At 66.5% G+C, this 18,530-nt stretch carries 18 protein-coding genes and 1 pseudogene; 14 read left to right on the top strand and 5 right to left on the bottom strand.

What is annotated here, in order from left to right:
• Positions 1–54: 54 nt before the first annotated feature.
• Positions 55–1,140, bottom strand: coding sequence for a polyamine ABC transporter substrate-binding protein (locus ACE2AC_RS14460; protein ID WP_375688136.1), 1,086 nt, complete (start codon positions 1,138–1,140; stop codon positions 55–57).
• A 142-nt stretch (positions 1,141–1,282) separates the two neighbouring features.
• On the opposite strand from ACE2AC_RS14460, the gene ACE2AC_RS14455 reads away from it, so the two are divergent.
• Complete coding sequence (locus ACE2AC_RS14455; protein WP_375688135.1) at positions 1,283–2,677, top strand: aspartate aminotransferase family protein; 1,395 nt, start codon at positions 1,283–1,285, stop codon at positions 2,675–2,677.
• A gap of 6 nt (positions 2,678–2,683) precedes the next feature.
• Here ACE2AC_RS14455 and ACE2AC_RS14450 read toward each other — a convergent pair whose 3' ends face one another.
• The gene (locus tag ACE2AC_RS14450; RefSeq protein ID WP_375688134.1) at positions 2,684–3,283 is read right to left on the bottom strand and encodes a hypothetical protein; all 600 of its coding nucleotides are present in this window, start codon (positions 3,281–3,283) and stop codon (positions 2,684–2,686) included.
• Between the two features lie 182 nt (positions 3,284–3,465).
• Between ACE2AC_RS14450 and ACE2AC_RS14445 the strand changes: the two genes are divergently transcribed.
• The 4 genes from ACE2AC_RS14445 (at position 3,466) to ACE2AC_RS14430 (ending at position 5,630) form a co-directional block, all read left to right on the top strand.
• Entirely contained in the window at positions 3,466–3,861 is a 396-nt protein-coding gene (locus ACE2AC_RS14445) for an SHOCT domain-containing protein (protein ID WP_375688133.1), read from the top strand.
• Positions 3,862–3,991: 130 nt separating this feature from the next.
• Entirely contained in the window at positions 3,992–4,525 is a 534-nt protein-coding gene (locus ACE2AC_RS14440) for a hypothetical protein (RefSeq protein WP_375688132.1), read from the top strand.
• A 71-nt stretch (positions 4,526–4,596) separates the two neighbouring features.
• Positions 4,597–5,127 (top strand): permease, encoded by a 531-nt coding sequence (locus tag ACE2AC_RS14435; protein WP_375688131.1) that lies wholly within the window; start codon positions 4,597–4,599, stop codon positions 5,125–5,127.
• Positions 5,127–5,630 carry a hypothetical protein gene (locus ACE2AC_RS14430; RefSeq protein ID WP_375688130.1) on the top strand — a complete coding sequence of 168 codons (504 nt, stop codon included), beginning with the start codon at positions 5,127–5,129 and terminating at the stop codon, positions 5,628–5,630. The genes ACE2AC_RS14435 and ACE2AC_RS14430 overlap by 1 nt, the downstream gene beginning before the upstream one ends.
• Before the next feature lie 27 nt (positions 5,631–5,657).
• Here the strand turns inward: ACE2AC_RS14430 and ACE2AC_RS14425 are convergent, their stop codons facing one another.
• The 3 genes from ACE2AC_RS14425 to ACE2AC_RS14415 are packed head-to-tail and all read right to left on the bottom strand — an operon-like array spanning position 5,658 to position 8,645.
• Entirely contained in the window at positions 5,658–6,305 is a 648-nt protein-coding gene (locus ACE2AC_RS14425; protein ID WP_375688129.1) for a GntR family transcriptional regulator, read from the bottom strand.
• Positions 6,298–7,464 (bottom strand): acetylornithine deacetylase, encoded by a 1,167-nt coding sequence (gene argE, locus ACE2AC_RS14420; protein ID WP_375688128.1) that lies wholly within the window; start codon positions 7,462–7,464, stop codon positions 6,298–6,300. The genes ACE2AC_RS14425 and argE overlap by 8 nt, the downstream gene beginning before the upstream one ends.
• A complete protein-coding gene (locus ACE2AC_RS14415; RefSeq protein ID WP_375688126.1) occupies positions 7,461–8,645 on the bottom strand; it encodes a M24 family metallopeptidase in 1,185 nt (394 codons plus the stop codon). Before ACE2AC_RS14415 ends, argE begins: the two co-directional genes overlap by 4 nt.
• A gap of 189 nt (positions 8,646–8,834) precedes the next feature.
• Here ACE2AC_RS14415 and eutB point away from each other — a divergent pair, with 189 nt between their 5' ends.
• The 9 genes and pseudogenes from eutB to ACE2AC_RS14370 all read left to right on the top strand — a co-directional run bounded on the left by eutB (position 8,835) and on the right by ACE2AC_RS14370 (position 18,529).
• A complete protein-coding gene (gene eutB / locus ACE2AC_RS14410; RefSeq protein WP_375688125.1) occupies positions 8,835–9,818 on the top strand; it encodes a hydroxyectoine utilization dehydratase EutB in 984 nt (327 codons plus the stop codon).
• Entirely contained in the window at positions 9,808–10,797 is a 990-nt protein-coding gene (locus ACE2AC_RS14405; protein ID WP_375688124.1) for a cyclodeaminase, read from the top strand. Before eutB ends, ACE2AC_RS14405 begins: the two co-directional genes overlap by 11 nt.
• Positions 10,798–10,802: 5 nt before the next feature.
• Complete coding sequence (locus tag ACE2AC_RS14400; protein ID WP_375692115.1) at positions 10,803–11,288, top strand: Lrp/AsnC family transcriptional regulator; 486 nt, start codon at positions 10,803–10,805, stop codon at positions 11,286–11,288.
• A 115-nt stretch (positions 11,289–11,403) separates the two neighbouring features.
• Positions 11,404–12,888, top strand: coding sequence for an NAD-dependent succinate-semialdehyde dehydrogenase (locus ACE2AC_RS14395; protein ID WP_375688123.1), 1,485 nt, complete (start codon positions 11,404–11,406; stop codon positions 12,886–12,888).
• 148 nt (positions 12,889–13,036) lie between these two features.
• Positions 13,037–14,406, top strand: a pseudogene (locus tag ACE2AC_RS14390) (aspartate aminotransferase family protein).
• Between the two features lie 232 nt (positions 14,407–14,638).
• Complete coding sequence (locus ACE2AC_RS14385; protein WP_375688122.1) at positions 14,639–15,739, top strand: ABC transporter ATP-binding protein; 1,101 nt, start codon at positions 14,639–14,641, stop codon at positions 15,737–15,739.
• Between the two features lie 123 nt (positions 15,740–15,862).
• The gene (locus ACE2AC_RS14380) at positions 15,863–16,969 is read left to right on the top strand and encodes an extracellular solute-binding protein (protein ID WP_375688121.1); all 1,107 of its coding nucleotides are present in this window, start codon (positions 15,863–15,865) and stop codon (positions 16,967–16,969) included.
• A gap of 65 nt (positions 16,970–17,034) precedes the next feature.
• Positions 17,035–18,126, top strand: coding sequence for an extracellular solute-binding protein (locus ACE2AC_RS14375; protein ID WP_375688120.1), 1,092 nt, complete (start codon positions 17,035–17,037; stop codon positions 18,124–18,126).
• Between the two features lie 115 nt (positions 18,127–18,241).
• Positions 18,242–18,529, top strand: a complete 288-nt coding sequence (locus tag ACE2AC_RS14370; RefSeq protein ID WP_375688119.1) for a DUF1330 domain-containing protein — start codon at positions 18,242–18,244, stop codon at positions 18,527–18,529.
• Position 18,530 lies beyond the last annotated feature (1 nt).

The following is an 18,530-nucleotide window of genomic DNA, read 5'->3' as shown; positions in this document are numbered from 1 at the left end:
ATAGGGCTGACCCGCGCGCGGCTGCGCGCGGGCCGAAAGGGCCGGCAATACCGATTATGTGCCCGATTTCACGCGGGTCCAGATCCGCGTCACCGTGCGCTGCACCTTCGGATCGTAGGGCGTCACGGTGTAGAGGTTGTCCAGGGTCGCCTGGTCCGGGTAGATCGCGGTGTCGCCGATCACGTCCTCGACCAGGAATTCCTGCGAGGCCTTGTTGCCGTTGGCGTAGTAGACGTAGTTCGACGCCGCCGCCATGTTTTCCGGATCCATGATGAAGTTCAGGAACTTGTGGGCAGCTTCCGGGTTCGGCGCATCGGTCGGGATGGCCATCTGGTCGAACCACATCAGCGCGCCTTCCTTCGGCGCGTTGTAGACGACCTCGACCCCGTTGTCGGCCTCGGCCGCGCGGTCGCGGGCCTGCAGGATGTCACCCGACCAGCCGAAGGCCACGCAGATGTCGCCGTTGGCCAGCGCGTTGATGTATTCCGACGAATGGAACTTCTGAACATAGGGGCGCACGGCCTCGAGGACCTTGGCGGCCTCTTCGATCTTCTCCGGGTCCTTGCTGTCCGGATCCTCGCCGATGTACTTCAGCGCGGCCGGGATCATCTCGGTCGGGGCGTCGAGGAAATGCACGCCGCAGGCGGCCAGCTTTTCCATGTTCTCGGGGTTGAAGACGAGCTCCAGGCTATCGATCGGGGCGTCCTCGCCCAGCACCTCGGCCACCTTGCCGGTGTTGGCGCCGATGCCGGTGGTGCCCCACATGTAGTTGATCGAGTATTCCGCACCCGGATCGTAGGTGTCGGTTCGCTCCGCGATCACGTCCCACATGTTGCCGATGTTGGGCAGCTTGCTCTTGTCGAGCTTCTGGAACGCGCCGGCCGCGATCTGGCGCTGCAGGAACGAGCCAGTCGGCACCACGACGTCATAGCCCGAGCCCCCGGCCAGCATCTTGGTTTCCAGCAGTTCGTTGCTGTCGAACACGTCGTAGACCAGGTCGATCCCGGTTTCTTCCTCGAACTTCGTCAGCAGCTCTTCGTCGATGTAGTCGGACCAGTTGTAGACGTGCACTTCCTCGGCGAGCGCGGCAGAGGTGCCGAGCGCCAAGGTGGCCGTCATCGTGATCAGGGTCTTCTTCATGAGTGTCTCTCCCGTTGGACGTTGTTAGGAATAGCGCCCAATAATCCCGATCCAATCAAACCTGACGTCGCGACGCAATATGGCCTTTCGACAGCGCCCGGCGTAGCGTCAGCGAAATTTCAGGCAAATTCCGAGGTGTCTCATGCCCACGATCACGAACCACATGGCCACCGCCGAGCTGCAGGCGCTGGACGCGGCGCATCACATGCATCCGTTTTCCACCCAGAACGACCTGGCCAAGCGTGGGGTCCGGGTGATCACCGGCGCCAACGGCGTCTACCTGCGGGACAGCGAGGGGGTCGAGATTCTCGACGCTATGGCGGGGCTTTGGTGCGTGAACGTGGGCTATGGCCGCGATGAACTGGCCGAGGCCGCCGCCCGGCAGATGAAGGAACTGCCCTATTACAACACCTTCTTCATGACCACGCACGTGCCGGCCATCGCGCTGGCCGCCAAGCTGGCCGAACTGGCGCCGGGCGACCTGAACCACGTGTTCTACGCCGGGTCCGGGTCCGAGGCGAACGACACGAATCTTCGCATGGTGCGTACTTATTGGGCAGAAAAAGGTCAGCCGGAACGGGATGTTATCATCTCCCGGTGGAATGCGTACCACGGCAGCTCCGTCGGCAGCGGGTCGCTGGGCGGGATGGTCGGCATCCATTCGCAGGGCGGCCTGCCGATTCCGGGCATCGAGCACATCGGCCAGCCGAACTGGTGGGCCGAAGGCGGCAGCATGGATCCCGACGCGTTCGGCCTGATGCGCGCCCGCGAGCTCGAGGAGAAGATCCTCGAGGTCGGGCCCGACCGCGTCGCCGCCTTCATCGCCGAGCCGGTACAGGGCGCGGGCGGCGTGATCGTCGCACCCGACAGCTACTGGCCCGAGATCCAGCGCATCGTCGACAAGTACGGCATCTTGCTGATCGCGGACGAGGTGATCTGCGGATTTGGCCGGACCGGCAACTGGTTTGGCTCCCAGACGCTGGGCATCCGGCCGCACATCATGACGATCGCGAAGGGCCTGTCGTCGGGCTACCAGCCGATCGGTGGCTCGATCGTCTGCGACGAGGTGGCCGGCGTGCTGGCGGCCTGCGAATTCAACCACGGCTACACCTACTCCGGGCACCCGGTGGCCTGTGCCGTGGCGCTCGAGAACCTGCGCATCCTCGAAGAAGAAGGCATCGTCGACCGCGTCCGCGAGGAAACTGCGCCCTACCTGGCCGAGAAGTTCCGTTCGCTCACCGATCACCCGATGGTGGGCGAGGCCAAGATCGTCGGCATGATGGGCTCCATCGCGCTGACCCCGCACAAGGAAAGCCGGGCAATCTTCGCGGCCGAGGCCGGCACTGTCGGCTACATGGTCCGCGAGCGCTGCTTTGCGAACAACCTGATCATGCGCCACGTCGGCGACCGGATGATCATCTCTCCGCCGCTGGTGATCTCGAAGTCCGAGATCGACCTGCTGATCGAACGGGCGTGGCAATCGCTCGACGAAGGCATGGCGGCGGTGAAGGAAGCGGGGCTCTGGGTCGCGGGCTGACCCGTCTCAGTGCAATGACACCGGAAGTTGCAGCCGCGCGATCCATAGGAATTGCGCGGCTGTCGCGAGGATGACGAAGGCGACGTTCCAGGCCCGGTTCGCCACGAAGATCGTCACCACCGCCCCGGCAACCAGCGCAAGCTGGACCAGCGGAAAGCCGGGGCTGGTCAGCGCGATGTAGGACGCGCCCTTGAGCCAGGTGTCGGCGGCATCGATGGCGAAGAAGACCGCCAGCAACGCAAAGAACCAGCTGCGCCGGGCCTCGAAGTAACCGCGGAAGCCTTCGTATTCCTTGATGTCGTCGGGAAAGAGCAGCGTCGCCAGCAGGAAATGCAGCGCCGCGAAGAAACTGACAAAGGCATAGCGGAAGAAGGTCAGCGTGCCGATCGTGGTCAGCGCGTATTCGAACCACCAGAAGCGCATCACCGCGATCAGGAAGAACGCCACCCAGGCCAGGTGCAACGGGTAGACCGCGTCCCGCCCGGGATGCTGCACGAACCGCGCCGCCCCGGTCAGCAGCCGCGCCACGGCGAGGCTGGTGATCATGCTCAGCACCATGCGGATGTGCAGGAAGGCCTGCGGGTCGGCCGATATCTGTGCGTCCATGGTTCCTCCGCGCCGCGGACCCGCATTCGGGAATCGGCTAGCATGCAACAATGACACACTTTTTTGCCGAATTTGCGCCACGTTAAGAAGTCTAGAGAATCGATTTCTTTTGAGTAGAGTTAACGCACCGTAAATCTAAACCCGCAGGTGTTTGGCGGGTCCAATACTCGAAAGGGACACCTATGGAAGATAGTTTTGGCTTCTTCGATCTCATCTGGTCCATGTTCTGGTTCTTCCTCCTCATCGCATGGTTCTGGGTTCTCATCTCGGTCCTGGCGGACATCTTCCGCTCCAAGGACCTCGGCGGTTTCGCCAAGGCGATCTGGGTGGCCTTCGTGATCCTGATCCCCTGGCTCGGCGTGCTGGTCTACCTGATCGCCCGCGGCCACAAGATGCAGGAGAACACTATCGAGGCCGCCGCCAGCCTGGAGAAGCAGCAGCGCGACTACATCCGCTCGGTCACCGGCAGCTCCGGCTCGACGGCGGAAGAGCTCGAGAAGCTGGCGTCGCTCAAGGAAAAGGGCGTGATCACCGACGCCGAGTTCGCGGCGCAGAAATCCAAGATCCTGGGCGCCTGACGCTCCCCGGCCCGGCGTGACAGCGCCGGGCCCACCCGCCGGATCCCGCCGATCCGCGCGCGCGCCGCTGCGCGGCATGTGCAACCTGTGATAGAGTGATGTCATTTCAGACATCACACAGGTTCGACAAATGCTTATCCCCTCTCTCCGCGTCCCGGCCCTTGTCCTGCTGGGGTGCCTTGCCTCTCCCGCCACCTCCGCGACGTTCGAGATCGACTTCAGCCTGCTCGGCAGCGGCAGCTACACCGGCACGTTCGAGGCCGACCCGATGGGCGGCGTCGTCAGCAACTTCGTCGCCACCATCGGCGCCGTCACCTTTGACACGCAGGTGTCCGGCGCGGCCTTCGAATACGATCCCCTGGGCGGCGATTTCGTGAACTACACGGGCTTTCCGGCCTTCACCAACTCGGTCGCGGTCGCCGGGGTCTGCGGTGTCGGGCTCTGCGCACTCGAGCTCTATCCCAACCCCTACGATCCGGTGCCGGGCGACTACCTGGCCATCGACGAGTTCTTCAACAATATCGACGACGGCACCAAGTACGCGATCAACCCGGTGCCCACAGATGGCGTGATACCTCTGCCCGCGAGCCTGCCGCTCATGATCGGCGCGGGGGTGATGCTGGCGGCGGTCCGGCGCAGACGGAGCGCGACACGGGATAGATGACTCTGTCATTGAATTCCCCCACGGAGTGATTCACCCTGCGGCGGCCCCACCCCTCGCAGGATCCCCACCGCATGAAGCTTGAGAAAACCGACATCGTCTTTGTCACCCTCGCGCTGGTGACGGGGACGCTCTGCTACGTGAAATTCGGCGCCGCCTCGGTCGGCACATCGGTGGCCGAGGCCGGATGGCTGCTCCTGAGCATCCTGCCGCAGCTGATCGCGGGCCTGCTGATCGGCGGCCTGGCGACCCGCCTCGTCAGCCGCGAGAAGGTGGCCGAGATGCTGGGCGGCGGCTCGGGCATCAAAGGCCTCGCCATCGCGACGCTGGCGGGCGTGCTGACGCCGGGCGGCCCCTTCACCTCTTTCCCGATGGTCTACGCGCTCTGGATCGCCGGGGCGGATGCCGGGGCACTGATCGCCTTCATCGCGGCCTGGTCCCTGCTCGGCTTCAACCGGCTGATCGTGTGGGAATTGCCCTTGCTTGGGGTCGATTTCACCGTGATCCGCTACCTCGCCTGCCTGCCGCTCCCGATCCTCGGCGGGCTGATCGCACGCTACGTCTCGCGTGTGCGGGCCTTCCGGCTGGAAGGCCCTGCCGAATGATGGCCGCGCTGATCTTCATCTGGGCGATCGTCCTGGTCCTGGGCGTTCTAGTCTATCGCCGGCACGGCGGCGCGGGGCTCAGCGGGGCGGGGGCCGATGCCTTCGGCACCGCGCGGACCCTGATGCTGCGCCTGCCCTTTGCCCTGCTGACGGCAAGCTTCCTGGTCCAGCTGGTCCCGGTCGAGGCGCTGAGCCACGTGATCGGACCGGCGTCGGGGCTGATGGGGATCATCCTCGCCTCGCTCGTGGGCGGGCTGCTGCCGGGCGGGCCGATGACCTCGTTCCCCATTGCCATCGTGTTCCTGCAAAGCGGGGCGGGCCTGCCCCAGATGGTCGCCCTGATCGCCGGATGGTCGGTCTTTGCGCTGCACCGGATGCTGGCCTACGAGGCGCCGATCATGGGTTGGCGGTTCGTCGGGCTGCGGCTGGTCAGCTGCGCGGCGCTGCCGGTGCTGGCGGGGGTGTTCGCCGAGGCGATTCTGCTGGCGATCGGGCGGGTGTAGCGGCTGCAGCGCGCCTGCCCTGCGCCTTCAGGCCGCCATCAAGCGGTGCACCGACATCGAGATATGGGCGCGGCGGATGAGGGCGGCGGCGGCGCAGTCGCCGAGGGCCAGCGCGCGCCGTGTGTCCTGCAGCTCGGTGAGGAAGATCGCGCATTCCTCGGCCAGGTCGAGCCCGGCGATCTGGCGCAGCCAGACGCGGGCCGTCCGGTAGTAGAGCCGTTCCGACACCTCGCGCAGCACCGCGTTGCCGGTCAGCGAGAGGCCGAACCCGAAGAAATCCATGTTGAGCCGGGCGAAATCGCGCGGGTCGGGGGCGGCGGCCAGGGCCCGCGCGCGATCCAGAAACGTCTCTAACTTGGCTAGTTTTGCCGCGGACGGGACCACCGGGGCCAGACGCCCCACCAATTCCGCCAGCTCCATCCGCAGGGCATAGGTCTGCGCCAATTCCTCGGCATCGGGGTCGGTGACCAGCGTGCCGACGCCGTGCTGCGACAACACCAGCCCCTCGTCCTCCAACCGCGCCAGAACGCGGCGGATCGGCGTGCGCGACACGCCGTACTCGGCGGCGATGTCGCCTTCGGACAGCCGCGTGCCCGGCGCCCAGTCGAGCAGGCAGATCCGCATCCGCATTTCCCGGTGCAGCCGGTCGAGCCGGTCGCGCGCCTCTTCACCCATGCGCGGTGATCCGGTCGGCCAGCCCGTGCAGCATATCGAGGCAGGCCGACAGCTGCGTCATCTCGATGTATTCGTCCGGCTTGTGCGCCTGCTCGATCGAGCCGGGACCGCAGACCACGACATCCATGCCGATCTCCTGGAACAGGCCCGCCTCGGTCCCGAAGGCGACCAGGTCGGCACCGTTCGCGCCGGTCAGCTCCGACACCAGTTGCAGCGCCGCGTTCTGCTCCATCGGCTCCAGCCCGGCGACCTCGCCCAGAATCTCGGTCGCGATCATCGCCTCGGGGCAGGTGCGCCGCATCTCGGGCAGCAAGATATCCTCGGAATAGGCTCTGATGACGCGGTTGACGAAATCGGCGTCGGCCTGCTGCACGGGTCGCATTTCCCATTCGACCTCGGCATGGCCGGGGATCACGTTCGGCGCGTGGCCGCCCGACAGCCGGCCGAGGTTGATCGTGGTCCAGGGCGGTTCGAACCGGGATCCGGGCGGCGCGCGGTGCTTCAGCGCCTCGCGCAGTTCCAGCAGGCGGGTCACGTAGCGGGCGGCGTATTCCGAGGCGTTGACGCCAAGGTCTGGCCGCGAGCCGTGCCCCTCCTGCCCGGTGAAGGTGACCTTGTATTCGCAACAGCCCTTGTGCCCCTCGATGATCCGCATCAGGGTCGGTTCCCCCACGATGGCGAGGTCCGGCCGCGCCTCGCGTTCGCGCAGGATGCGGGCGAGGCCCTGCGCGCCGAGGCAGCCGATTTCCTCGTCATGGGTGAAGGCGAAATGCACGGGCCGGGTCAACTGGCGCGCGGCAAAGGTCGGCGCCATGGCGATGCAGGCGGCGATGAAACCCTTCATGTCGCAGGTGCCGCGGCCGTAGAGGCGGCCGTCGTCCTCCCACATGGCGAAGGGATCGGCGCTCCACGGCTGGTCGGTCACCGGCACCACGTCGGAATGGCCCGAGAGCATGATGCCCCCCGGCGCCTCGGGGCCGATGGTGGCAAAGAGGTTCGCCTTCTGTCCGGTGGCGTCGTGCAGCACCTCGACCCGCGCGCCGGCATGTTCCAGCCGCTCGGCCATCACCGCCATCAGGTCGAGGTTGCCGTCAGACGACACCGTGGGATGCGACACCAGGGTGCCGAGCAGGTCGCGCGTGGAGTCGAGATAGCTCATGGCTTCACGAACATCTTGCGCGGCCGGTCGCAGAGGCATTCTGCCGGCCCTTCGTCCTTGATCAGGATCGATTCCGTGATCTCGAGACCCCAGTCCGCCATCCAGAGGCCGGGCATGAAGTGGAAGGTCATGCCTGGTTCCAGCACGGTCTCGTCCTCGGCCCGGAACGAGATGGTGCGTTCGCCCCAGTCCGGCGGATAGCTGAGGCCGATGGGATAGCCGCAGCGCTCGCCCCGGGTGATGTTGGCGCGCTCCAGCGGCGCGGCCAGCGCGTTCGCCACGTCGCAGGCGCGGTTGCCGGCGCGGGCGGCGTCGATCCCGGCCTCGAGCCCCTCGACCAGCGCGGCCTCGGCGGCCTTGAGGATGTCCGAGGGTTCGCCCAGGAACAGCGTCCGGCAGAACGGCGCATGGTAGCGGCGGTAGCAGCCCGAGATCTCGAAGAACGTCGCCTCGCCCGTCTTGAAGGGCTCTCCGTTCCAGGTCAGGTGCGGCGCGGCGGCGTCGGACCCCGAGGGCAGCAGCGGCGGGATCGCGGCGTAGTCGCCCCAACCCTCGTCGGTGCCGGTGATGGCGTCGCGGTAAATCTCGGCCACGATCAGGTTCTTGGGGATGCCCGGTTCGACCCGTTCCAGCAGCCCGTCGACGATCTTTTCCGAGATCCGCGCGGCCTTGCGCATGAAGGCCAGTTCCTCGCCCGATTTCACCGTCCGGCACCAGTTCACCAGGGCAGTTGCGTCGTGAAAGGTGGCATCGGGCATCTCGTGGGTCAGCACCGCGTGGGCCTTGGCGGAGTAGTAGTAATTCTCCATCTCCACGCCGATATGCGACGTGGCGACCCCCATGGCGGCCAGGTTCGCGGCAAGGTCCTGCATCGGGTGGCGTTCGGTGGACTGGACGAAGTTGTCGACATAGCCGTGGATGCGGCTGTCTTCCATCCAAACGGTGCGCAGGGCGCCGTTGCGGTCCTGCATCCGTCCCCACCACCAAGGGTCCCGGTCGAGGAAGACGACGACGCCTTGGTGGACGTAGAAGCTCCACCCGTCATAGCCGGTCAGCCAGGCCATGTTGGACGGGTCCGAGACACAGAGCACTTCGATCCCCGCCGCCTCCATCGCCGTGCGGGTCTTGTGCAGGCGGCGCTGGTACTCGGCTTCCGAAAAGGGAATCGATTTCTGGATCATGGTGCTGTCCCCGGTCTGACTGTGGGCCTTCGGTCTCTCCCCCTTGGCAGGTTGTGCACAACCTCGCCGCTCCAGAAACGAACTGCGCAGGTCGTTTTCAGGAAATACAAGTCTTCCCGCCTGCTTCTAGGTTGACGAGACCGTGACGGCGGCGTTGTTGTGCACAACTGTTGGGCAATGAGGGCGGGAATGCTCGAACTTTCGGATGTCGAGGCGGCGGCGCGGGTGCTGCGGGGCCGGGCGGATGCAACGCCGCTGGTGCCGTCGCTCTATGCCGGGTCGGAGCTCTGGCTCAAGCTCGAGATCTGCCAGCCGATCGGCGCCTTCAAGCTGCGTGGCGCGCTGAATGCGGTGGCGCAGGCGCGGGCCGACACCGTCACCTGCTGTTCCACCGGCAACCATGGCCGCGGTGTCGCCTGGGCGGCGCGGGCGGCAGGCAAGCGGGCGGTGATCTGCATGTCCGAGCTGGTGCCGCAGGCCAAGGTCGACGGCATCCGCGCGCTCGGCGCAGAGGTGCGGATCGTCGGGCGCAGCCAGGACGACGCCCAGGCCGAGGTCGACCGGCTGGTGCGCGACGCCGGACTGGAAGAGATCCCGCCTTTCGACCATCCTCTGGTGATTGCCGGTCAGGCCACCATCGGGGCCGAGATCATGGTACAGATGCCCGAGTTAGAGACGATCCTGGTGCCCCTGTCGGGGGGCGGTTTGGCGGCCGGCGTGGCCTTTGCGGCCAAGCAGGCCAAGCCCTCGGTCAAGGTGATCGGCATCAGCATGGACCGCGGTGCCGCGATGTACGACAGCCTGAGGGCCGGCCACCCGGTTGCCGTCGAAGAGGTGCCGAGCCTTGCCGACAGCCTTGGAGGCGGGATCGGGATGGCGAACCGGATCAGCTTTGCCATGTGCCGCGACCTGCTCGACGACACGCTGCTGGTAACCGAGTCCGAGATCTACTGTGCCATGCAGGAGCTGTTCTTTACCGACCGTCTGGTGACCGAGGGTGGATCCGTTGTCGGACTTGCGGCGTTGATGTCGGGAAAGCTGCGCTGCACGGGTCCGGTCGCGACGATTTTGACGGGTCGCAATGTGGACATGGGACAGTACGCCCGGATCATTGCCGGGCAGGACGTGCAGCTTGGCGACCTGACCGTGAAGGGGGTGCCCCATGGCGCATGATATCCGCGTGGTGACCGAGGCCGAGCTGCGTCGCGTGATCGCGCTCGACGCCGGGCTGGTTGACGTGATCGAACGGGCCTTTGCCGCGCTGTCGGGGCCGGGGGTGGTGATGCCGCCGGTCCTGTCGATGGCGCTGGAAGAGGTCCATGGCGAGGTCGACGTCAAGACGGCCTACCTGCCCGGCTTCGACGGTTTCGCGATCAAGGTCAGCCCGGGGTTCTTCGACAATCCCAAGCTGGGGCTTCCATCGCTGAACGGGCTGATGATCCTGTTCTCGGCCAAGACCGGGCTGGTCGAGGCCCTGTTCCTCGACAACGGCTATCTCACCGACATCCGCACCGCGGCCGCGGGTGCCGTCGCGGCGCGGCACCTTGCCCCGTCGCAGGTCGAAACCGCGGCGGTCCTGGGCACCGGGGTGCAGGCACGGCTCCAGATCGCGGCGGCGCATCTGGAACGGCCCTTCGGCCGGGTGCTGGTCTGGGGCCGCGACCTCGTCAAGGCCGGGGACTGCGCGGCGGAGCTGCGCAAGATACTGGGGATCGAGGCCGAGGTGGTCGAAACCGTGGACGAGGCCGTTGCTCACAGCCAGTTGGTTGTCACCACCACCCCGGCGCGCGATCCGCTGATCACCGCGGGGATGCTGCACCCGGGCCTGCACATCACCGCCATGGGGTCCGACCAGCCCGGCAAGAACGAGGTCGCGGCAGACGCGCTTGCCGCCGCCGACCTCTACGTCGCCGACCGCGTCGCCCAGTGCGAGGTGGCGGGCGAACTGGCGGCGGCGCGGGCGCGCGGGTTGATGACCGGCCTGTTGCCCGAATTGGGCGAGGTCGTGACCGGCGCGGTGCCCGGGCGCAGCTCGGATGACGAGGTGACCATCTGCGACCTGACCGGCACCGGCGCACAGGACACCGCCATCGCCTCTCACGTCGCCACGTTGCTGTCGGGGGGCGACATCGGCACGCTGATCGGGACATGACCGGCCTGCGCCTCGACGCCCGCGACCTCGAGATCCTGCGCGTGCTGGAGCGCGAGGGGCGCATCACCAAGACCCAGCTGGCCGAACGCATCAACCTGTCGCCCACCCCGTGCTGGGAACGGCTAAAGCGGCTCGAGGACGCGGGCGTCATCGAGGGCTACGGCGCGCGCATCGCGCTCAAGATGCTGGCACCGCATGTCGTGGTCTTTGTCGCGGCCGAGCTGGCGAACCACACGACCGGGGTGTTCCGCACCTTCGAGGCGGCGGTCCAGGACATCCCCGAGGTGACCGCCTGCTGGGCGCTCGGCGGCGGGTTTGACTACCTGCTGCAGGTCGTCACCCCCGACATCGACGCCTACCAGCGGCTGATCGACCGGATGCTCGCCACCGAGATCGGGCTGGCGCGGTATTACACCTACATCGTGACGAAACCGGTGAAGGGCCCCGCGCCGCTGCCGTTCGAGGCGCTCGGGCTGCCGCAGAAGGATTGACTGCCAGCCGCGGGGGTGCGGAGAGGAATCCTCTGCCCCGCGCGACAAGATCAGGCACCTTCTCTGACACGAAAATGCGATCACTCCGGGGAAACACCGCGCCGGAGGATCCCCGATGTCCCTGCATCACGCCCTGCCGAAATCCCCCTTGGCCGAGGTCGCCGACCCGCGGCTCGTCCGCTCCTTTGCCTATGTCGGCGGGAAGTGGACCGGCGCGGCCGACAGCGCGACCTTCTCGGTCACCAACCCGGCCGACGGCGCCTGGCTGGGCGACGTGGCCGAATTGACCGCGGCCGACAGCCGGGCCGCGGTGGATGCGGCGCAGGCGGCGTTCGGGCCGTGGTCGCGGCTGCTGCCGCAGGAAAGGTCCGCCCTGCTGCGCCGCTGGTTCCGGCTGATGCAGGAGGCGCGCGAGGACCTGGCCCGGATCATGGTGCTGGAACAGGGCAAGCCGCTCTCCGAGGCACGGGGCGAGATCGACTATGCCGCCGACTTCGTCGAGTACTACGCCGAGGAGGCCAAGCGCCCGAACATCGAGGGTGTGACCAGCCACCTGCCGGATGCCGAGGTCGAGCTCTGGCGCGAACCCGTGGGCGTTGCCGCGCTGATCACGCCCTGGAACTTCCCCGCCGCGATGCTGACCCGCAAGGCCGGCGCGGCGCTGGCGGCGGGCTGCACCGTGGTGTGCCACCCGTCCAAGGAAACGCCGTTCTCGGCCCTGGCGCTGGCGGAACTAGCCGAACGCGCCGGCATCCCGGCGGGCGTCTTCAACGTGGTGACCGGCCAGCCGGCCGAGGTGGTTGAGCCCTGGGCCGAGGATCCGCGGGTGCGGGTCCTGTCCTTCACCGGCTCGACCGAGGTCGGCCGCCTGCTCTATCGCCAGTGCGCCGGGACGGTGAAGACACTGGTGATGGAACTGGGCGGACATGCGCCGGTGATCGTCTTTGCCGATGCCGAGATGGACAATGCCGTCGCCGAGACGATGAAGGCGAAATGGGCGACCTCCGGGCAGGACTGCCTGGGCGCGAACCGGATCTACGTGGAGCGGTCGGTCTACACCGAGTTCTGCGCCCGTTTTGCCGAGGCGACGGGGCGGCTGACCGTGGGCATCGGCATGGATGACCCCGACATCGGCCCCCTGATGAATGACGCGGCGGTGGCCAAGCAGCGCGCCCATGTCGAGGACGCCGTGGCCAAGGGGGCAAGGGTGCTCTGCGGCGGTGGGGCGCATGAGCTGGGGCCGCTTTTCTGGCAGCCCACGGTCCTGGCCGACGTGCCCGACGACTCGCTGATCCTGCGCGAGGAGACATTCGGGCCTGTCGCCGCGATCCTGCCCTTCGACACCGAGGAGGAGGTCATCGCGCGGGCCAACGACACCGAGTACGGGCTTGTCGCCTACCTTCACGCGATGGACCCGCGGCGGATCTACCGGGTCAGCCGGGCGCTGGAGTTCGGCATGGTCGCCGTGAACCGCACCAAGGTCACCGGGGCGCCGATCCCCTTCGGCGGGTTCAAGCAGTCGGGGCTGGGGCGCGAGGGCGCAAGGCTCGGCATGGAGGCGTTCACCGAGGTCAAGTACCTCTGCCGGGACTGGGCGTGAGGCGCCCCGTGTCAGGCTCCTGCGCGCGTGGCGGGCGAGGGAGCCTCCGGCGGGAGTTTACCTTGCAAGATGAAGAGGGGGCCGCGTGCCGGCCCGTGAGTGAGAGACGGCGGATCGCGGCGCGGTCCGAAGACGAAAGGAAGACGGAATGTTGAGGAACGACCAGCTTGAGCAGTGGGACCGGGAGAGTTTCTTCATCCCTCGACGCATCTCGGGCAATTCGCGCGGGGCGAGGCGCCGCAGCGCGTGATCCGCACCGCGAAGGGCTGCCACATCACCGACCGGGACGGGACCGAACTGCTCGACGCCTTTGCCGGGCTTTACTGCGTGAACGTGGGCTACGGCCGGCCCGAGATCGCCGAGGCGATTGCCGAGCAGGCGAAGGAGCTGGCCTATTACCACGCCTATGTCGGGCACGGGACCGAGGCGTCGATCACGCTGGCCAGGATGGTGCTGGACCGCGCGCCCGAGGGGATGAGCAAGGTCTACTTCGGTCTGGGCGGATCGGACGCGAACGAGACCAACGTCAAGCTGGTCTGGTACTACAACAACATCCTCGGCCGGCCGGAGAAGAAAAAGATCATCTCGCGCTGGCGGGGGTATCACGGGTCGGGGCTGATGACCGGGTCGCTGACCGGGCTCGCGACCTTCCACAACAAGTTCGACCTGCCGATGAACCCGGTCCTGCACACCGAGGCGCCCTATTACCTGCGCCGCCCGGATCGAGGGATGAGCGAGGCGGCGTTCACCGCGCATTGCGTGGCCGAACTCGAGGCGCTGATCGACCGCGAGGGGGCCGACACCATCGCCGCCTTCATCGGCGAGCCGCTGATGGGGACCGGCGGGATCGTTCCACCGCCCGAGGGTTACTGGCCCGCAATCCAGGCGGTGCTCGACCGGCATGACATCCTGCTGATCGCCGACGAGGTGGTGACCGGCTTCGGGCGGCTGGGGTCGATGTTCGGGTCGGACCATTACGGCATCCGGCCCGATCTGATCACCATCGCCAAGGGGCTGACCAGCGCCTATGCACCGCTTTCGGGGTCGATCGTGGGCGAGAAGATGTGGCGGGTGCTAGAACGGGGCACCGACGAGAACGGGCCGATCGGGCATGGCTGGACCTATTCCGCCCATCCCATCGGCGCGGCGGCCGGGGTCGCGAACCTGCGGCTGATCGACGAGCTGAAGCTGGTCGAGGCGGCGGGGCGCACCGGCGCCTACCTGAACGCGGCGCTGCGCGACGCGGTCGGCAGCCACCCAATGGTCGGCGAGGTGCGCGGCGAGGGCATGATCGCGGCGGTCGAATTCATGCAGGACCCGCAGAAGGGCACCTTTTTCGACCCGGCGCAGACGGTCGGCGCAAGGGTCGCGGCCGAACTGCTCAAGCAGGGGGTGATCGGCCGGGCGATGCCGCAGGGCGATATCCTGGGCTTTGCGCCGCCCTTCTGCCTGACCGAGGCCGAGGCGGACGAAATCGCCGGCAAGACGGCAAAGGCCGTCGCCGCCGTGCTGGGCTGAGATCCGGCACGCACCGCACGATTCGCTGCCGCCGCGGGGGTTTCCGTTGCGGCAGCGCCAGAATCCCGGGACGGCCCGCAAAATCACGCTATCTGTGGGTGAAACTAAGTGCGGCCGGGTCGGTTTCGGGGGGCAATGCGACGCGAACCGGTTGAAACCTGAGGGTCAAGCCGCTTTAGTGTCGGGAAATTAAAGCGGAAAAAATCCGCGAACGGACAACGGGGAGCCACTTTTGGCTGATACAGATTCAAGCGACGCTTTCGTCGCATTCGAACGCGTTCAGAAAAGCTATGACGGCGAGACCCTCGTCGTGAAAGACCTCAACCTCTCGATGCCCAAGGGCGAGTTCCTGACCATGCTGGGGCCGTCGGGGTCCGGCAAGACGACCTGCCTGATGATGCTCGCGGGGTTCGAGACCGCCACCCACGGGGAAATCCTGCTGGACGGCAAGCCGATCAACAACATCCCGCCGCACAAGCGCGGCATCGGCATGGTGTTCCAGAACTACGCGCTCTTCCCACACATGACGGTGGCCGAGAACCTGAGCTTTCCGCTCGAGGTGCGCAAGATCGGCAAGTCCGAGCGCGAGCAGAAGGTGAAGCGCGCGCTCGACATGGTGCAGATGGGCGATTTCGGCGGCCGACGCCCGGCGCAGCTTTCGGGCGGTCAGCAGCAGCGGATCGCGCTGGCCCGCGCGCTGGTGTTCGAGCCCGAGTTGGTGCTGATGGACGAACCGCTCGGCGCGCTCGACAAGCAGCTGCGCGAGCACATGCAGTTCGAGATCACCAGCCTGGCCCACAACCTCGGGATCACGACCGTCTACGTGACCCACGACCAGACCGAGGCGCTGACCATGTCGGACCGCGTCGCGGTGTTCGACGACGGGCGGATCCAGCAGCTGGCGCCGCCGGACCAGCTCTACGAGAGCCCGCAGAACAGCTTCGTCGCGCAGTTCATCGGCGAGAACAACACCTTCGAAGGCACCGTGACCGAAATCAACGGCGAGTTCTGCAAGGTGAAACTTCAGGACGGCGAGATCATCGACGCCAAGGCCGTGAACGTCGGCAAGGTCGGCGACAAGACCCGCGTGTCGATCCGGCCCGAACGGGTGGAGTACAACAAGGACCGGATGGCCGAGGGCGTGCACACGCTGAAGGCCGAGGTGCTCGAGTTCATCTACATGGGCGACATCTTCCGCACCCGCCTGCGGGTCGCCGGCAAGGACGATTTCGTCATCAAGACCCGGAATGCCCCGGACCAGGTGCGCCTCCAGCGTGGCCAGCAGCTCGAGATCGGCTGGCTGCCGTCCGACTGCCACGCGCTCGACGCCTGACGGGTCCAAACGATCGCGCCGGCGATCGGCCGGCGTGAGACCACGAAGCCGAGGTCGTCCCGCCCGTGACGCGCGGCCAAGCAACCCGAAAAACGGGCTGGATAGCGAAAGGAAATCCATAGGATGAAACCGTCTGCAGTTCTCCTGGCGTCCGTCGCCTTCGCCGCAAGCGGCGTGGCAGGATCCGCGCAGGAGATGGCCAACGAGATGACTCTCGTGAGCTGGGGTGGCGCCTACCAGAAGTCCCAGCTGAAGGCATATGTGGAACCTTACCTCGCCATGCATCCCGAGGTGACGGTCGTCTGGGACGAAAGCTCGGCCGAAGCCGTGGCAAAGCTCCGGGCGATGAACGAGGCCAAGAACATCACCTGGGACCTCGTGGACGTTGAAGCCGCCGACGCCATCCGCCTCTGCGACGAGGGGCTGGCGAAGGAGATCGACTTCGACGCCGAACTGGCTGCCGGCGACGACGGGTCCTCGCCGACCGAGGATTTCGGCGACTCGCTCGTGTCCGACTGTTTCATCCCGCAGATCGTGTTCTCGACCACCGTCGGCTACCGCACGGACATGGTCGGCGACACCCCGCCCTCGGACATCTGCGCGATCTTCGACCTCGAGACCTATCCGGGCAAGCGGTCGCTGAACAAGCGCCCGCTGGCGAACGTCGAATGGGCACTGCTCTGCGACGGCGTGCCGAAAGAGGAAATCTATGACGTGCTGGCCACCGAAGAAGGCCAGGAACGCGCGCTCGCCAAGCTCGGCACCATCAAGGACGAGGTGATCTGGTGGACCGCCGGCGCCGACACGCCGCAGCTGCTGGCCGATGGCGAGGTCGTCATGGGCTCCACCTACAATGGCCGCCTGTTCTCGGCCATCGCCGAACAGAACCAGCCGATCGGGATGCTCTGGGATGCCGAGATGCTAGACTTCGACGGGTGGATCGTCCCCGAAGGTCTGGATGACGCACGCCTGGCCCGGGTGATGGACTTCCTCAAGTTCGCCACCGACAGCCAGCGGCTTGCCGACCAGGCCAAGTGGATCAGCTACGGCCCGGCGCGCGCCTCTTCGGCACCGCTGGTCGGACAGCACGCCGACCTCGGCATCGACATGGCACCGCACATGCCGACCGACCCGAACAACGCCCAGAACGTCTTCGTGACCCAGTACGAGTTCTGGGCCGACTACCGCGACGACATCGACGCGAAATTCCAGGCTTGGCTGGCCCAGTAAGGCCCGCCTGACCGCCTGGCCGAAGGGCGGGGACCAATCCCCGCCCCAACACTAGGGAGACCACAATGAAACAGACTACAGCTCTTCTGTCAGCGGCGCTCATCGCCGCGGGCGGTGCTGCCGGCGCACAGGACATGGCGAACGCAATGACGCTCGTGTCCTGGGGCGGGGCGTACCAGAACAGCCAGCAGAAGGCCTATGTCGAGCCCTACCTCGCAGATCACTCGGACGTGACCGTGACCTGGGATGAAAGCTCGGCCGAAGCCGTCGCCAAACTTCGCGCGATGAACGAAGCCGGAAACATCACCTGGGACCTGGTGGACGTGGTGGCCGCTGATGCGATCCGCCTCTGCGACGAAGGCCTCGCCATGGAGATCGACTTCAACGAGGTCCTGGCCGAGGGCGACGACGGTTCGTCCGCCGAGGACGACTTCGGCGAGATGCTGGTGAGCGACTGCTACATCCCGCAGATCGTCTATTCGACCACGTTCGGCTACCGCACCGACATGGTGCCCGAAGGTGCCGATGCGCCGTCGGAAATCTGCGACGTCTTCGACCTTGAAACCTATCCGGGCAAGCGCGCGCTCGAGAAGCGGCCGATCAACAACATGGAATGGGCCCTGCTCTGCGACGGCGTCGCAAAGGAAGACGTCTATGACGTGCTGGCCACCGAAGAGGGCCAGGAACAGGCGCTCGCCAAGCTCGACACCATCAAGGACGACGTGATCTGGTGGTCGGCCGGCGCGGACACCCCGCAGCTGCTGGCGGACGGCGAGATCTTCATGGGCTCGACCTACAACGGCCGCCTGTTCTCGGTCATCGAGGAACAGAACCAGCCGGTCGCGATGATGTGGGACGCACAGGTCTTCGACCTTGACGGCTGGATCATCCCCGAGGGTCTGCCCGAAGACCGCCTGGCACGCGTGATGGACTTCGTGAAGTTCGCCACCGACACCCAGCGTCTGGCCGATCAGGCCAAGTACATCTCCTACGGCCCGGCACGCGCCTCCTCGGCGCCGAAGGTGCCCGAGGACATGAAGCAGCACATGCCGACCGACCCGGCAAACGCTGAAAACACCTTCCTCTACAATTACGAGTTCTGGGCCGACTACCGCGACGACATCGACGCGAAGTTCCAGGCCTGGCTCGCCCAGTAAGGAACGGCGCAAGGGCCATGCGGCCCGTGCCACATGATCGACCGGCGGGGCGGCCAGACCGGCCCGCCGGCACCAAGGACGGCAAAGCCGCCACGCACAACGACAGGGACATGCCATGCCCAAGGGCTACATCATCGGCCACATCACGGTGAACGACCCGGAGGATTACGCCGAGTACATCCGCCTCGACACCCCGATCCTCTCGAGGCTGGGCGGGACCTTCATCGTCCGCGGCGGACAGTCGGAAACCCCAGAGGGCAAGGCCGAACAGCGTCACGTCGTCATCGAATTCCCGGACTACCAGGCCGCGTTGAACGCCTATCACGACCCCGATTACCAGGAGGTCGCCGCGATCCGCCGCCGGTCCGCCACCAGCACCATCATCGTCGTGGAGGGCGCCTGAC

Origin of the sequence: Pseudooceanicola sp. LIPI14-2-Ac024, assembly GCF_042188925.1 — a bacterium.
GTDB lineage: Bacteria > Pseudomonadota > Alphaproteobacteria > Rhodobacterales > Rhodobacteraceae > Pseudooceanicola.
This window is presented reverse-complemented; position numbering and strand designations above follow the sequence as displayed.

Coding starts and splice junctions, on each gene's coding strand:
- ACE2AC_RS14435 (WP_375688131.1), top strand. CDS start 4,597: ATGAAGCTTGAGAAAACCGACATCGTCTTTGTCACCCTCGCGCTGGTG.
- ACE2AC_RS14370 (WP_375688119.1), top strand. CDS start 18,242: ATGCCCAAGGGCTACATCATCGGCCACATCACGGTGAACGACCCGGAG.
- ACE2AC_RS14460 (WP_375688136.1), bottom strand. CDS start 1,140: ATGAAGAAGACCCTGATCACGATGACGGCCACCTTGGCGCTCGGCACC.
- ACE2AC_RS14375 (WP_375688120.1), top strand. CDS start 17,035: ATGAAACAGACTACAGCTCTTCTGTCAGCGGCGCTCATCGCCGCGGGC.
- ACE2AC_RS14455 (WP_375688135.1), top strand. CDS start 1,283: ATGCCCACGATCACGAACCACATGGCCACCGCCGAGCTGCAGGCGCTG.
- ACE2AC_RS14445 (WP_375688133.1), top strand. CDS start 3,466: ATGGAAGATAGTTTTGGCTTCTTCGATCTCATCTGGTCCATGTTCTGG.
- eutB (WP_375688125.1), top strand. CDS start 8,835: ATGCTCGAACTTTCGGATGTCGAGGCGGCGGCGCGGGTGCTGCGGGGC.
- ACE2AC_RS14380 (WP_375688121.1), top strand. CDS start 15,863: ATGAAACCGTCTGCAGTTCTCCTGGCGTCCGTCGCCTTCGCCGCAAGC.
- ACE2AC_RS14425 (WP_375688129.1), bottom strand. CDS start 6,305: ATGGGTGAAGAGGCGCGCGACCGGCTCGACCGGCTGCACCGGGAAATG.
- ACE2AC_RS14415 (WP_375688126.1), bottom strand. CDS start 8,645: ATGATCCAGAAATCGATTCCCTTTTCGGAAGCCGAGTACCAGCGCCGC.
- ACE2AC_RS14405 (WP_375688124.1), top strand. CDS start 9,808: ATGGCGCATGATATCCGCGTGGTGACCGAGGCCGAGCTGCGTCGCGTG.
- ACE2AC_RS14450 (WP_375688134.1), bottom strand. CDS start 3,283: ATGGACGCACAGATATCGGCCGACCCGCAGGCCTTCCTGCACATCCGC.
- ACE2AC_RS14395 (WP_375688123.1), top strand. CDS start 11,404: ATGTCCCTGCATCACGCCCTGCCGAAATCCCCCTTGGCCGAGGTCGCC.
- argE (WP_375688128.1), bottom strand. CDS start 7,464: ATGAGCTATCTCGACTCCACGCGCGACCTGCTCGGCACCCTGGTGTCG.
- ACE2AC_RS14430 (WP_375688130.1), top strand. CDS start 5,127: ATGGCCGCGCTGATCTTCATCTGGGCGATCGTCCTGGTCCTGGGCGTT.
- ACE2AC_RS14440 (WP_375688132.1), top strand. CDS start 3,992: ATGCTTATCCCCTCTCTCCGCGTCCCGGCCCTTGTCCTGCTGGGGTGC.